This is a genomic window from Shewanella sp. CG12_big_fil_rev_8_21_14_0_65_47_15 (assembly GCF_002783505.1).
Classification (GTDB): domain Bacteria; phylum Pseudomonadota; class Gammaproteobacteria; order Enterobacterales; family Shewanellaceae; genus Shewanella.
Genome location: NZ_PFGL01000020.1, coordinates 1 through 15,635, shown reverse-complemented (window position 1 = coordinate 15,635; position 15,635 = coordinate 1). Strand labels below are relative to the sequence as shown.

The window sequence follows — 15,635 nt, the reverse complement described above, 5'->3', positions numbered from 1 at the left end:
GTTTTTCGCCCCTAACAGAAATTAAAAATCACAAACTCACAATGAATAGCGATGAATAATAAGTTAATGCCGCGCCTGCATTAAATGCCGGCGCTGGCGACACTGTCCCGCGTGGATAAAATCGGTGCGGCTATCAAGGGCCAATCGATGGCGAAGTCGGCATGGTCCCAAGCAAGCACATATTCATCCTGCGGCGCGTAATAATCGGTGCAACGGTAAATCACATCGGCATAATCACTCAGCACGTAAAAACCGTGGGCAAACCCGGGTGGGATCCACATCTGCAAGTGATTATCGGCCGATAATATCCGACCGACCCATTTCCCATAGGTCGATGAATTTTTACGAATATCCACCGCAACATCGAAAATACTTCCCGCACACACTCGCACAAGCTTTCCCTGGGGTTGCTGCAATTGATAATGTAATCCCCGCAGGACATTTTGCTGCGAGCGGCTGTGATTCTCCTGTACAAAAACAGCGGCAGAGAGTCCTCGATTGGCAAGGCAATCATCAAAATAGGATTGCCTAAAGGTTTCCATAAAAAAGCCGCGTTCATCACCAAATACCTGGGGCTCAAATACCAGCACCTCAGCTAACTCAGTTTCAATACACTTCATTAAATACCTGTTTATTAAGCAGTCCTAACAAATACTCACCATAACCACTTTTCAATAAAGGTTGCGCCAAGGCTTGTAGCTGTACAGCATCAATCCAGCCTAGATAGAATGCTGTTTCTTCAGGGCAATTGATTTTGAGCCCTTGCCGTTTTTCAATCGCGGCAACAAACTGTGTTGCCTCTGCCATAGCGTCGGGCGTCCCAGTATCAAGCCAGGCGGTTCCTCGCCCCATAATCTCAACCTGTAGCTCACCTAAACTCAAATAACGGCTGATCACATCGACAATCTCCAACTCTCCCCGCGCCGAAGGATGCACACTCTTAGCAAAATCACAGGCTCGACTATCAAAAAAATACAATCCGGGAATCGCATAGGAAGACCGCGCCGCTAAGGGTTTCTCTTCGATTGAAATAGCCTTTCCTGAGTCATCAAATTCAACCACACCATAGACATTAGGATTGGCCACATGATAGCCAAAAACAGTCGCCCCCGATTGTATTTGTAATGCTTTCTGTAGGTTTGCGCTAAGATGCTGACCATAAAATAAGTTATCACCTAAGATGAGTGCACATGCATCCCCGGCTAAAAAGGACTCGGCAATGATTAATGCCTCAGCCAACCCCTTTGGCGACGACTGCTCGGCATACTCGAGCCGAATCCCCCAACGAGCGCCATCCCCTAACAGGGCACGAAAAAGCGGTAAATCATGGGGAGTACAAATGATCAGTATCTCCCGAATGCCAGCCTGCATTAGGGTGACAAGGGGATAATAAATCATAGGTTTATCATAGATTGGCAGCAGTTGCTTACACACCACCTGCGTCATAGGATAGAGTCGAGAGCCAGTGCCTCCCGCCAGTAAAATGCCTTTTCTCATTGATATATCTAGGATTAGTGGCTCAATTAAAGTGCAAGGATTGTAGCATACAAACGCAAGGAAAAGCAGGACGGTCGAAGGCCTGCGAGGTTCTAGAAGTTGCGAAGCAACGCCCTAGATGACAGAACACTTCGTTTACGGTGAACGGAACGCTGCGCTGACGGAAGAAGCGAAGCACTTTACTCTTGCGCCGTCATCCTCGCGAATGCGGGGATCCATCGCGCTAGCTGGAATGCGGCTAGCTGGAACAACCGTCATCCTCGCGCATGCGGGGATCCAGCTCTTGGATCTAAGTCACTAGGCTTTCAACCACCAAAAGACGTTAGTATGGATTCCCGCGTTCGCGGGAATGACAAAGGGGATTGGATTCCCGCCTTCGCGGGAATGACGAAAAGAGTGGGAATAACAAGGAGAAAAGCGGCTGCCCTCTAGATAACAGAACACTTCGTTTACGATTGACGGATTACCGAACGCTCGCAAGCTCACTCACAGTCAGGGCGAGGCTCTTGCTGTAAACCGTCAGTCACGCAGTGACGTTCCGTAGCCGCAAAGCGGCGTTCGTAGAAACTAGAGCGCTTCGCTGCTAGAGTCTAGAGTCTAGAGCCTAGAGCCACGCAGCGACGTTCTAGAGCAAGCCTGCGAGCGTCCTATTTACCGCTCGGGGATCTGAATTTCGACTTTTACGCCTTGGTTTGGGTGGGAAGTCAGCAAAATACTGCCATTTAATTTCTGCGTCACCAGATTATAAATAATGGACATACCAAGCCCAGTGCCGCCGTCCTTGCGCGCGGTAGTAAAAAAGGGCTCAAACGCCTTCGCCTTAACCTCATCGGACATACCCACACCGTTATCCTGATACATCATTCGAATTTGCTCATTGAGTTTGTCAACCCGAATAGTGATTGCTTTATCTCCCGAAAAATCGTCAGGAAAACCATGGCGAAAACTATTCGCCACTAAGTTAGTAAATATTTGGGCAATCGCACCGGGATAAGAATCGATAAAAATATTGTCATCCAACTCAACGGTTAAGGTGATATTTTTCTTACGCATTAAAGGCCTTAACGAGCTAAAAATCTGGAATATATAGGTCTTTAGATTAAAGCGTTCACGCTCCAGAACGGACTGATCGGCCGCAGTACGTTTAAAGTTGTGCACTAACTCAGCCGCCCGCGAAAGATTACGTTCGATTAACCCTAAACCATCTTGCATAGTATTGATAAAACTTAAAAACTTGTCTTCATCCAGCTCATTACGCTCAAAAAATCTCTTCAATAATGCCAGTTCATCTAAACAATGGGTTACCGACGTTACCGCAATCCCCAATGGCGTATTGACTTCATGGGCGACCCCAGCGACTAAGCTTCCGAGTGCCGCCATTTTTTCGTTCTCAACGAGGTGGTTTTGGGTCGATTTCAGGTTAGCTAATGCCGCCTCTAATTCTTTTGTTCTATGCTCAACTTGGCTTTCAAGATCCGCATTGATTGCCTTTAATTGTTGTTGATAATCAAAAATTTCCTTAGCACTCATTGCGCGCGCAAACAAATCGGCTAGCGCGGAAGCAAATGCTTTTTCATCCCGAGTCCACTCACGGGGTTCACCTCGATGTTCAGAGCAAATAATTCCAACCATCTTACCACTGCGTCGTATCGGGCTATCGAGCATTGAGGTGATGTGATTGGGCAGTAGATATCCAGTCAAAAACTCGTGGGTGGCAAGATCCGTTTGCGCGTTATTAGCAACGATAGTGCGTTCGTTATCTAACAAGCTGAAATAATGAGGATATTGGGTACGGGTTATCGCTAATGGCTCCTGCGCGCGCGCATTCGCATTATCGAGCAGAAAAAAACACTGAATGCTTTGGTGATCTTCACTCCACAGCCAGATCCCGGCACGGGAAATGTTAAGCCCCTTGCAGACGGATGACACAATCAACTGCGATGCCTGTGTTAAATCCCCCTGATCGATCACCTGGGACTGACTTACATCGAATAGAATGCTGTCTAACATGCGCGTCATAATGATATTGATCCACCTAAAGATTCTGTATTGTTTTTCGATAACACCACAAGCCCATCTCTCAAGCACTAAGAGATAGATTTTAGTATAGATTCAATCTAGAAAGTGACGAGGGCATGTTGACGTTTCGAGATTAAATTTTGTTCGCTCTGGTAAGTGAGTGATCGCGAAACGAGGAGTGAAGTGCCATTATTCACCCCAAATGATGAGCCGCAAGAGTGAAAATCAGAACCAAAGCTTGCCATCACTACAACAATTTATCTTCACCAAGGGTAAGTTCTATCTGCGAAATAAACAATCAAAATGCAAATAACACATTGTTATAACATGATAATAAGAGAAGTTTGGTTCAACACGCCTTGCCAGGTATGATAACTACTGACATGCTAAGTTTTATTCAACTAATGGGATCGAGTATGAACAAATCACTCTTGACAATCGCCCTTTTAGCCCTGTTCACCACAGCCTGCTCAGAACCCGCACAGCCAAGCGAAAATGCAGCGGCACAAACCGAAACAACTTCGAGCATTCCCCTTGGCGATACCAGCAAAAATGCACTCGACTGGCCCGGTGAATATGAAGGCGTCCTTCCCTGTGCAAGCTGTGAGGGGATCCAAACCCATATCAGCCTGCTGGCAGATAACAGCTTCGAGCTAAAGACAGTTTATTTAGGCAAAGATGAGCGGATTTTCAAAGTAACAGGCACCGCAGTTTGGGATGCTCAAGGGCGCAATATCACCCTAGCGGATGGTAGCCAATATTTAGTCGGTGAAAACCAACTCATCATGCTAGACACTGAAGGCAAACGCATTACCGGCGAACTTGCCGAGCATTATGTGTTGAAGAAGAAAGGTTGATAAAAAACATGCAACTTATCCGCTATCGAGAATGCCCATCAACACCATGGAAAAATGGCGGCGGTAGTACCAAACAATTACTGATTTCCCCAAGCCATGCGGATTTATCTGATTTTGATTATCGGATAAGCATAGCCAGGGTTTCGAGTAGCGGCCCTTTCTCACAATTTATCGGCATAGATAGACAACTATGCTTGCTCGAAGGTGGAGGACTTAAACTGTATATTCAAGGAGAGGGTCACAATAACTGCGCCATATTAACCCCCAATGATGCCCCTTTTAATTTTAAGGGTGAAACTCAAATTGAGAGCCAATTACTGGATGGCCAAGTTCTCGATTTCAATGTAATGACCAAACGGAGCAGATACAGCTCCAATATCGAAAAAATTTGTATTAACAACACTTTTATTTATGGTTCAAGCAGAAACCCGCTCGACACAACACAGAACAAAAACACACCAATACAATTACTCTTGTGTTTAGAACCCGTTATATGGGACCTGAATGGCCATTTAACTGAGCTTGAACGCTACGATTTATTGCTCTGCCCCTATGGCGAACCGCTCAATTTCAAAAGCGATAACCCAACCGAATGGCTCAGCATTACCCTTAGCAGGAACAAAGCGACGCCCTAAAAGTTGTGAAATAACCTTCCTAGATAACAGAACGCGTAGTTCACAGTTGACGGAACGCTTCGCTGACGGAGGACGGATTACGGAAAAAGCCGATTGCTGTTACGTTGTCATCCTAGCCACTCTTAGGCTGTCATCCTCGCTTTCACACCGTCATCCTCCCCCCTTTACACAGTCATCCTCGCGGACGACTGCATGGATGCAGGAGGTAGAATAACGCAGGAGCAGTTATCGATGCGGGGATCCAGCAATTACCGTGTACCATAAATCTTGCCACGTTGGATTTTGTGAATTAATCAGCTCAATTTTCCATTCACGACGCCATTTTTTCAGCTGTTTTTCTCTAGTGATAGCCTCATACATAGATTGATGAGATTCGAAGTACACTAACTGATCAACTTTATATTTATGGGTAAATCCATCAATAATGGCGTTTTTATGCTGCCATATCCGCTGCTCTAGATGACTTGTTACACCAATATATAAAGTACCATTAAATTGGCTAGCCATAATGTAAACATAGGGTTGCATCGTTCATCCTTGAGTTGTGGCAATCCATTTTATACGAGATTTAAATAATAACTCAGAAGCTGGATTCCCGCCTACGCGGGAATGACGAAGGAGTATGCTGTCATCCTCGCGAACGCAGGGATCCAGCTTTTATACCGTCATCCTCGCGAACGCGGGGATCCAGCTTTTAGCTTTAAGTCACTACGCTTTAAGCTACCAAAAGACGTTAGTATGGATTCCCGCGTTCGCGGGAATGACGAGAGTCTTAGATTCAGACTTTCACGGACTGGAATGACAAAGAATAGGGAAAAGTGCCCGCGCCCTAGATGATAAAACACTTCGTTGACGCTTAACGGAACGCTACGCTTACGGTGGACGGATTACGGAACGCGCGCAAGCTCACTCACCGTCAGGGCAAAGTCCGTTCTGTAAATCGTAAGTGGCGCATTCCGTAGCCGCAAAGCGGTGTTCCTAGGATCTAGCAGCAAAGCGCCCTAGCAGTTACGCAGCAACGCCCTAGATTCTAGAGCCATGATTCTAGATCCATGCAAGTGGCGTCTTAGCTGGCCAAAGAACGCCCTAGCTCCAGACATCGTTCTGTTTAACGATCCAAGCTACGGTCTTTCTAAGGCCTGAACTAAAGGATTCTTGTGCGCGCCAGCCAAGTTCACGCTCAAGTTTGCTAGCATCGATCGCATAACGCACATCATGGCCTGGACGGTCATCAACATGTTGTATTAAATCACGAAACCCCATACTGCTCATGGCCAGAGACTGCGGATGAGTGGGCACTAACTCCTCTAATAAATCACAAACTTGCTGCACCACAGCAAGATTAGTGCATTCATTTGAGCCGCCAACATTATAGGTCTCCCCAAGCTGCCCCTCCGTTGCGACTAAAAATAACGCCTTAACATGATCATCGACATATAACCAATCCCGCACCTGCTGGCCATTGCCGTAAACGGGCAGTGGTTTTCCCAATAACGCATTATTCACCATTAAAGGGATTAGCTTTTCAGGATATTGAAAAGGACCATAATTATTAGAACAGTTAGTAATAACTATCGGTAAACCATAGGTGCGATGCCAGGCACGAACCAGATGGTCCGCCGAGGCTTTGCTGGCAGAATAAGGAGAACTGGGATCATAGGCGCAGGCTTCACTAAACAGCCCCGTTTCACCAAGGGAGCCGTAAACCTCATCGGTAGAAATATGATGTAATCGAAAACGGTGCTGTTGTGTTTGTTCTAAAGTTTGATAGTAGCCACGACATGCCTCGAGCAGCGTGTATGTTCCCACAATATTGGTTTGAATAAACTCCGCGGGTCCATCTATCGAACGATCCACATGGCTTTCGGCCGCTAAATGCATCACAAGATCGGGTTGGAATTGCTGCAGCACCTGCTCTAACCTTGCCCTATCGCAAATATCTGCCTGTACAAAATGATAGCGCTCACTATCGGCAACACCAGCCAGAGATTCGGGATGGCTCGCATAGGTCAGCTTATCGAAGTTGAGCACCACTGACTCCGTTTGCTCAATCAACATACGAACCAAAGCCGAGCCAATAAAACCAGAGCCACCAGTAACCAAAATCCGCATAATATCTACCACACAGCAAAATCTTAGAAAACCAAAAGTAAGGAAGTATATCAGAAAAGCAGAACGAGCTTGCTAGCATCTGAGAAGCTCAACTTCCTAGGCATAACACTTTTTCAGAGAGAATATTAAGACGAAACCAGTCGTACAAGGTGGCTAGCACGAGGACTTGTTAATGTCCTAACCAGTATGGTCTAACCACATCACCCAGCTATACAACATCTCAATTAAAGCAATAAGATAATAGTTTCAGGTAATAAGCAGAGCTTGTCTGAACAGGCCTGTAGTCGTACTTTTACCTTGGTAAGGCCGGATATGTTCACCGATGAAGTGGATGTCGGGCGTAAAAGAATGCTTGTTTGATCGTCATATAACTTCAAGAGTGACTGACTAAAGCCTAGTTGCCGAAGCTGCGGGCTGGGATAGCCAATCTCGAAAGCAGCAGTATCGCCTACCACTTCAACTTCAGTCGCTATCAGTTTTTCATTGGTACTAGGATTTGCATTTACATGCCAACCTGGCTCTAAATCGAGTTTAACCTCCAGATGGCCCCCACGACGAATCAGTGAAACCTTTCCATGTCCTTTCGCAAAATAAGATGCTCGCAAAACTGGGCTATCCGTTTGCTGTGCGGCCGCCGCCCAAAAACTATAATTGTCTTCGACATCATCGGATTTCGAGCTATGATTTTTTATCAGTTGACTCGCAATCGTTCGATATTCCTTGCTGCCCAAGTTCCTGTGCCCTAAAGCCATCGCTTGATAAACGCTCGAGTAGACCGACGGCAATTCCCCATCGTTGCTCAATTCCTGCAAGGTTTCAAAGCGATAATCTTTAACCAATGCATCCAACAACCAAGCTGCTCGTTCTCTAATGGAAAACCTATTAGCATGTTCAGCCAAAGTACGTTGGACAAGGTTAGATTGATACGTGGTTTTATAGAGACTCAAATTAAGTAATGCTTTGGCAAACCAAGCATAATCTTCTGAAGTCGCCTCAATGCTGGCTCGTCCTTGGAAAACAATTCGGTGCAGCTTGTTATTACGACGCGCCATCTGCCAAAGTTGCTCGGCAATCTCTGAGGCTGTCGCTAAAAATTGCTCATTATTCGTCACCTGATAAGCATCAACCAATGCATCAATATACATCGCATTCCAACTGACGATAATTTTCTCATCGACCAAGGGCGCAACATTTTGATGGCGTAACGCGACCAATTTCCGGTGCCATTGATTATTGCGCCAATCCATATCTAAATTCGCCAATGCCACTAAATTCGGCTGACTATTGGCATAAAAATTAAATCCTGCATCTGATAGTAATGCTTGGTCAGTCTCAATAAAACGGTAATAGCTTCCCTCTCCGCCATCAGAAATAGCTGACATTGCAGATGAACGGCCATAGGGTTGATATAAGAAACTGTCGACCCAGTTGATCGTTTGTTCCATCGCAGCCAGATACTGAGGTTTAGCCGTAATGAGGTAGAGGCGTGCAAGCACTTTGACCATAAATGCTTGTGTGTAAAGCATCTTTTCGAAATGAGGTTGTTGCCACAATCCATCTACAGCATAACGATGAAAACCACCCTCGATGGCATCATAGGTTGGGCTCAATAAAATAGTATCAACATGCTGTGTTACCACATCAATAATGCGTTCATCACCATGGGCAAGATATTGTTCTAATAATCCCAACAACCAATATTCTCGGAGGAATCTTGGACCACTACGACGAGCTTCATCCGCCAAAGTCTTTAACCGTTTAGCATTGAGTTCACGAATAACAACATGTGGATCTAAATGATTAGGGCTCACGGGATTAAGAGGTGTCACTAACTGTGCCGATATTCTATCCGCGACGGCGAGCAAAGATTCGGGGCTTGTTTGCCACCGCTGACCGAGGGCGCTAATCACTTTAACAAACTGACTTTCGGGAAGGTAAGAATCCGCCCAGATAACCTTACCTTGCGGCGTTAAGATCACATTGATTGGCCAGCCAGCCTCTCCCTTTAAAAGCTCTAAAGCAAGCTTGTAACGGTTATCGACCAATGGCCATTGTTCACGGTCGACTTTAATGCTCACAAAATGTCGATTTAGCATGGCCGCCACCGCTTCAGAATTAAAGCTTTCCTGTGCCATCACATGACACCAATGACAAGTTTCGTAACCGATAGAGATAAATATCAGTTTATTATCACTCGCAAACGCTTGCTCGAAACGGGCTTGCCACTGCAACCAATTGACGGGTTGTAGCGAATGACTCAGTAAATAGGGTGATTCAGCGGCGATTAACGAATTAACGTATTTCGGTTGTCCATTTTCTTTGATCGCGCTATCGAGAATATTCCGCTCATTGAACCAACCACGCCTAGCTTCAAAAAGTGAAGAATAACTATCGGCGATAGCGCTGTAACTCAACAGCGCTATCGCTAGCAAAAATAAACGCATCACTGAACAGCTTTCGCCTCATATTTGACAGTGTAAGCTTGGTTAGCTTTTACATTATTTAACCTTTGACGTTTACCATTGGGCCAAATGATGACCACTTTAGCTAGGGTTGATTTGCCAAGACCGATGGATTGCTCTTTCGGGTGCACTGACATATACCCTTGACTCCCCGACACTTGCCGCCAGCTATATCCTTTATCACCATACCCAACAATAATTTGTGCTCCAATCCCATCTAAATTAACACCATTTTCAGGTGAACCAATTAAACGGATCTTCAACCAATGATTATTGAGAGTGTTAGCCTGATTCTCAAATAGCTGTGCTTTATCATGGTAGTTATTTACGATGACATCTAAGTCACCATCATTATCAAAATCTAAATACGCCGCAGACCGTGAGTTCGCAACAAAGTCCAAGCCGCTTCGCTCCGACACATTAGACAGCCCACCATTAGTATTTAAGAAAAACACATTACTGGCTTTAGCTGCATCCGGAAAATACCCCGTCATCGCTTCACCCGTGTTAGGGTCGGAATAATAAGGATTGCTGGAGGAATAGACATAGTAATCATTCATGCCATTTAACACATAAAGGTCTTCATCACCGTCATTATCGACATCAAAGAAGTCCGCATCCCATGCCCACCCAGTGGAAGAGTAACCTCTGCCAATTTTATCACTCGCTTGGTAACGTAACGCTCCATTAGCGTTTTTGCCTGAGATAAATAAATCATTACCTTCGACAACACGCATGTTAGCCAATTTATCTGGATTGAACTGCGCTTGAGTGTCTTCACTTGGTAACACATATTTTTGATCTTTATTCATAGTGACAATATTTGACACGTACACATCCGGTAAACCATCACCATTTAAATCACTTAAGCTAAGATTCATGGTATATGAAGGCTTACTCGTGCCAATTTTAGCGGCATAGTCGACAAATCCTTTGCCTTGCTGGTTGATGTAATACGCATTAACACCGAAATCATTGCCCACTATCAGGTCTTGCCAACCATCCATATTAAGATCGGTATGGGTGACGGCCTGGCCCCAACCCGAGTTATTGGCACCCAATGCATCTTCAGCCTTTTCAAAAACAAAATTGCCTTTATTAATGAACAATTCGTTTGGCTCACCATTATCGTTGCGGCGCTTCAATGTCGGTAAACTGCCCGTTAAATAATTACCAAAATACTCGATATAGATATCGAGAAGGCCGTCGTTATTGACATCGAATGTGGTTGCGGGGCCACCTATATGACCCGCGCCGCCAAGCTTGGCAATCTCGGTTTTCTCAGTAAAGGTACCATCACCATTATTGCTGTAAATACGATGAGGTTCATCGACATAAGTGATCATAATGTCTTGATCGCCATCATTATCAAAATCGGCAATTAATGGCTGACGGGGTTCACCTGCAAGTCCGCCGACCTTGGATCCTGCGTTACCTTGGCTAACGGCTCGCTGGCTCACATTGCTCAGGCCTGATTTAACGGTCACATCTTCAAAAACATCACCACGATTGACATACAACTTATTACCCACACCACTCAACACGAGTAAATCGGTTAAGCCATCGCCATTAATATCTTCTGCGGCAACACCACCACCGCCGAACGCCGGTGGGATCGTAATAATGCCAGTATTAGTATCTTTATTAAGGTAGCTACGAAGTTGGCGGCTTAACCAATCTGAAGATCGGTGCTCGATATTAATGTGCTGCTTATCGGTGACGTTGGTAAAAAACTTAATTGCTGCATCGGTTTCTGTTGAGGCAGATAGAATCGTCGGCGTGGTCACTGGCTCGGGAACATATTGATGATAGGCATCAACTTGCTTTGCTATACGGTTATATGCTGCGGTCACAAAGCTTGCATCTAGCTCGCTGGCCCCTTTTGCCTTGCCCTCTTCTCCCGCGGCACGTAGCAACAATACCCCGTAATGCGCAATCGCTTCGGTCAATAGCTCCGCGGCAAACGGATCCGCTTCGATGGTCACCCGGTCACCTAAATCAGCCAGAGCTTCTTTTAAATAGAACCAGTGCAGTCCTGAGTCACGAAACGAGTCCATGTCATAGGCTTCAATCTCAATTTGTTGTGCATATGGGTAATTGGGATAAAAAATCACATCTTCATATTCGTTAACACTATGAGGCAAAATATTATCCATCGCCACATCAACATCGGCCTCTTTAATTACCTGACCTTGTTTAACAGCCGCCTGTGATTGAAGATAAAAGCTACCTGCAAATGCAACCATAGCTTCGGTAAAATAACGGGTAAATTCCGCTGACTTTTGCGCATCCTTTGGCAAAGCCAACTTGGCAAAATAGACTTGCAGATTACGGGAAAATAACGTTTGATTGACTTGATTGTATTGCTGAAACGCGGCGATTTTTAAATCAACAATTTCATTCAGCAGCCCTGTTTTAGCCGTTTTGCCACTGCTGACCGTAGTAGCAGACACACTCTGTTTCGTATCGGTAAACTCTGGGAATAACCGAGCCCAACTTTGACTAAGACTTTTTTCACTCACTTCATACTCATCAAGGCCACGGGCAATAAGATCTGCCTCCTTCAGAAGTGATAGGGTCACTAAATCCAATTGGCCTCGAATAAATTCGACGGCATCATCTGCCAATGGCGGTAAGTTAACCTCCATATCAAGCAGCGCATCTTGCTGCACGGCCAACATGGCTCTGAAACTATAAGCAATAGAGCCGTAATGCTTCTGATCCCTTGAATCGACAACCACGCTCGCTTTTGGGGTAGTGACAGTCCAATGATCTTTAGATTCTGTCGCGGTAAACAATGAAGCGACTATGGGTTTAACATCACTTAAACTAATACGTTCTGCACTAGGGTGCGCCTTTGCAGCAAGGAGCCAAATTTCTCGGATGAGATGTTTCTGATATTCGGCTTTAGCGTAACGTGCGGCATCAGAAAGAGGAGTACCATAAATGAGACCTTCTAAACGGGTCGCTGTCGCGTGGCATTTAGGATCACGTACGGACTCTAACTTTCCCATCAACCGCAACAAACCTTCATCGTGGACGGGCAAATCCGTCACTGACATATTCGGATTTGTTTCCGCAATACTGGTGGCCATCGACAACAGTACACTTAGTGTCACTGCACTTATAGTAAAAGTCTTAATTCCCATAGACCCAATCCTTCCCAACTTAACACCTAATATAGGTAAAACGCACAAAAATAGTACAGGGCTAATAAGCCCTGCACCCATTATAGTTATATCCGCTAAGCAACATCGCGATTAGCGACGGTTTTGAAACCGACTGAACAGGCATATTACCAAGGTAAATAAAGCCCAAATGGGGAATCCACCACCGCTATTTTCCCCCTCTTTCGGGTTAATCACATCGAAGTTAACTTGGTTCTGATTATTAGACGCCCCTATGTCATATTCAAAACTTGAAACCATACCGTTGAGGGCAAATTCTCCCGTCGATATCGGCGTCAACCACATTTGAATATCAACACTTTGAGCCACCTCAAGCGTTCCTATCGCACACCGGATTTTTCCATCGCCTAAAACACACTCGCTAGGAAGTGTGGTCACAGCCAAGTCTGACGGGACATTGATATCCAGCATCACTTCTGTCGCTTGAGCATCCCCTTTGTTCTGCACTGTCCATGTCACTAATGAACTTTCGTTAACTTTCGGGAAACTGGCATCCTGAGCGTAAAGTGCCAAATCAACATCTTGACGACCAATTGAACCACTTGCACTGACGTACCATGCTGATAATCCATTTTGAGCATCAAACACGACAACGTCCAAATTGCCATCATTATCCAAGTCAATCAGTTCTAACTTTGCAATATCCGTCCCCGTAATGATTGCGTTATCAGGGCGAATATCGTTAATGCCATAGTAATGCCAAATACTGACACCTGTTTTAGTCAGCAATAATATTTCAGGCACACCATCGGCTTCCAAATCACGAATGAGAATATTATCAACACGAGGGAAGCTCACTTTACTGACAACAAACTCAGCATCAAACGCATTGGCAACGAGTCGCCATCCGTTATTGTCATAAACGAAGAGATCGAGCATGCCATCCTGTTCCAAATCAGCGGTGACTATTTTCTCACTCTGATCAGTCAAACTTTGCACAGCCGTCCCTGCCCAAACGGTTCCGTTTAATTTATGCAATATGGGAGTTTGCCCTTGATAGGTCGCTAATATGCTGATATTTGAGCTGTCCTGTACAAGATTCAGCGATGTCACTCCAGTTTCTATTACATCCTCAGCCATAGGTGCTAAGTTTTTCTTTGCTGTAGCAAGCGCAGGTGCAGGTGCAGGTAAAGTAAACGGCAACAACTGCACTGAGGTTGCGCCAGTTCCGAGACCAGAATAGATAGCAATTTGAGCTTGATAAATACCCGCAAGGATAACCTCTGGATGACCATCCAAATTGACATCAGCCACAACGGCAATATCAGCAAGTACGGCATCAAGGGACTCTTCCGAGGCGACTTCAAATGCTGCAGTCAACATATACGCCTTAGAAATGCCGCTCGCCCCGCCTGTTGTGACAATATCGGGTAAGCCATCACCATTAATATCTGCGACCACCAACGATGTCAGCGCGGAGGTGACTGGGATCCTTGAAGACTCAACTAACTGACCTAACCCGTCATTTAGCAAGACCTGAATATCTGCAGTTGCAGCCTGATAAACCAACAAATCTGCAAACGAGTCGCCATTAATATCAACGGCGTATCCTGCATTCGCAGGCGTGCTCGATAGAATAGCGCCAGGCAGAATCGCCAGAGTATTTGCAAGCAATATACTGGCGGTTTCTGTCGTGGTGACATCATCAAGATTATCACCCACAAGGCTAAGCTTCGCAGTACTAAATCCAGCAGCAATATCAACGACAGCAAAGCTGATAACGCTCGTCACTTGAGCACTAATGGCTAACTCATCATTGAGCACGCAGGTGATATGACCCACCGAAACCTCACTACAGAACTCAGGCATAGACGACAGACTGAACTGAGCACCATATTCGATATCATAGGTAACGCCTTTCGCTGCGGTATAGCCGACATTATTGATCTCAGTAATCAAGTTAACATTTTGATTAATAACTGCGGGTGCCGGTGAGAAGTAGAACTGAACCGCGACCTCTGTATCGGTTGGTTGCGCGACCATTAAACTAAACTCTTGGGTCACTAACGTATCTACTATGCCATCCGTTAATCCCAAAACGATATCAAAAGTTTGATCGGCTGCTGACAAGGGAGGCGTACCACTGAGTAAATTGCCACTCAACTGCAGCCAGTCAGGACCCGTTAACAGGCTTAACGTCAACTCACTACCAACATCCACATCCGATACCTCGACCAAGTAGCGGTATGTCGCCCCAGCCTGTCCCTCCAAATTGGGCTCAGCATCAAAAACAGGTGCATCGTTCACATTGAGCACTTCAATGCTAAACGCTGGTAAATCAATCTGCATAGTGCCATCGGTAACAGAAATCATGACATCGTTTGTCACCCCAACATCATCGTTTGTCGGCGTTCCTGATAACGTCCCGTTACTTGTGTCGAAACTCGCCCAACTGGGTTTATTTGCAATAATAAAGCTTAAGCTATCACCTTCATCTTCATCACTCACAGTGGGGATAAAAATATAACTTGAATCCTCTTCGACAGTTAACGAAGGAGAACCCTCAATAACGGGCTCATCATTGACATTAACCACTTCAATATTAAACACAGCTAAATTGACAGATTCAGTTGCATCAGAGACAGAAATTATGATCCCAGAAGTCGTGCCCACATCCAAATTGGTGGGAGTGCCACTTAATTGACCCGTGCTGCTATTGAAGCTCGCCCAGCTTGGCATATTGCTAATGCTAAAGACTAAACTGTCGCCGCTATCCTCATCGCTCGCGGTGGGGGTGAAGCTGTAGGCACTGTCCTCATTAACCGAGGTCGCGGGCGTGCCCGAAATCACCGGCGCATCATTGGTGTTGCTGACCGTGATACTGAAGCTACCAAGGTTGGTGGTGACCGTGCCATCAAAGACGCC

The 15,635-nt window shown here is 45.5% G+C and carries 10 protein-coding genes; 2 read left to right on the top strand and 8 right to left on the bottom strand.

From position 1 onward, the window contains the following. Positions 1 to 80: 80 nt before the first annotated feature. From rfbC to COW15_RS05920, 3 genes are all read right to left on the bottom strand, one after another. Positions 81 to 620, bottom strand: a complete 540-nt coding sequence (rfbC, locus tag COW15_RS05930; RefSeq protein WP_293630925.1) for a dTDP-4-dehydrorhamnose 3,5-epimerase — start codon at positions 618 to 620, stop codon at positions 81 to 83. Beyond that, positions 607 to 1,497 carry a glucose-1-phosphate thymidylyltransferase RfbA gene (gene rfbA / locus COW15_RS05925; protein WP_293630924.1) on the bottom strand — a complete coding sequence of 297 codons (891 nt, stop codon included), beginning with the start codon at positions 1,495 to 1,497 and terminating at the stop codon, positions 607 to 609. Before rfbA ends, rfbC begins: the two co-directional genes overlap by 14 nt. Positions 1,498 to 2,148: 651 nt before the next feature. Further along, positions 2,149 to 3,516 (bottom strand): GAF domain-containing sensor histidine kinase, encoded by a 1,368-nt coding sequence (locus tag COW15_RS05920; RefSeq protein ID WP_293630922.1) that lies wholly within the window; start codon positions 3,514 to 3,516, stop codon positions 2,149 to 2,151. Between the two features lie 416 nt (positions 3,517 to 3,932). Here COW15_RS05920 and COW15_RS05915 point away from each other — a divergent pair, with 416 nt between their 5' ends. Continuing rightward, positions 3,933 to 4,373: a copper resistance protein NlpE gene (locus COW15_RS05915; RefSeq protein WP_293630920.1), complete on the top strand. Its 441-nt coding sequence runs from the start codon at positions 3,933 to 3,935 to the stop codon at positions 4,371 to 4,373. A gap of 8 nt (positions 4,374 to 4,381) precedes the next feature. Continuing rightward, positions 4,382 to 5,008 (top strand): HutD family protein, encoded by a 627-nt coding sequence (locus tag COW15_RS05910; RefSeq protein WP_293630918.1) that lies wholly within the window; start codon positions 4,382 to 4,384, stop codon positions 5,006 to 5,008. A 225-nt stretch (positions 5,009 to 5,233) separates the two neighbouring features. Here the strand turns inward: COW15_RS05910 and COW15_RS05905 are convergent, their stop codons facing one another. The 5 genes from COW15_RS05905 to COW15_RS05885 form a co-directional block, all read right to left on the bottom strand. Further along, positions 5,234 to 5,536: a GIY-YIG nuclease family protein gene (locus COW15_RS05905; protein WP_293630916.1), complete on the bottom strand. Its 303-nt coding sequence runs from the start codon at positions 5,534 to 5,536 to the stop codon at positions 5,234 to 5,236. Between the two features lie 558 nt (positions 5,537 to 6,094). Continuing rightward, positions 6,095 to 7,120, bottom strand: a complete 1,026-nt coding sequence (rfbB, locus tag COW15_RS05900; protein ID WP_293630915.1) for a dTDP-glucose 4,6-dehydratase — start codon at positions 7,118 to 7,120, stop codon at positions 6,095 to 6,097. A gap of 224 nt (positions 7,121 to 7,344) precedes the next feature. After that, positions 7,345 to 9,564 (bottom strand): DUF255 domain-containing protein, encoded by a 2,220-nt coding sequence (locus tag COW15_RS05895; protein ID WP_293630913.1) that lies wholly within the window; start codon positions 9,562 to 9,564, stop codon positions 7,345 to 7,347. Next, positions 9,564 to 12,731, bottom strand: coding sequence for a CRTAC1 family protein (locus COW15_RS05890; RefSeq protein ID WP_293630911.1), 3,168 nt, complete (start codon positions 12,729 to 12,731; stop codon positions 9,564 to 9,566). Before COW15_RS05890 ends, COW15_RS05895 begins: the two co-directional genes overlap by 1 nt. Before the next feature lie 111 nt (positions 12,732 to 12,842). Beyond that, a partial coding sequence (locus COW15_RS05885) for a VCBS repeat-containing protein (protein ID WP_293630909.1) occupies positions 12,843 to 15,635 on the bottom strand: 2,793 nt, incomplete at its 5' end.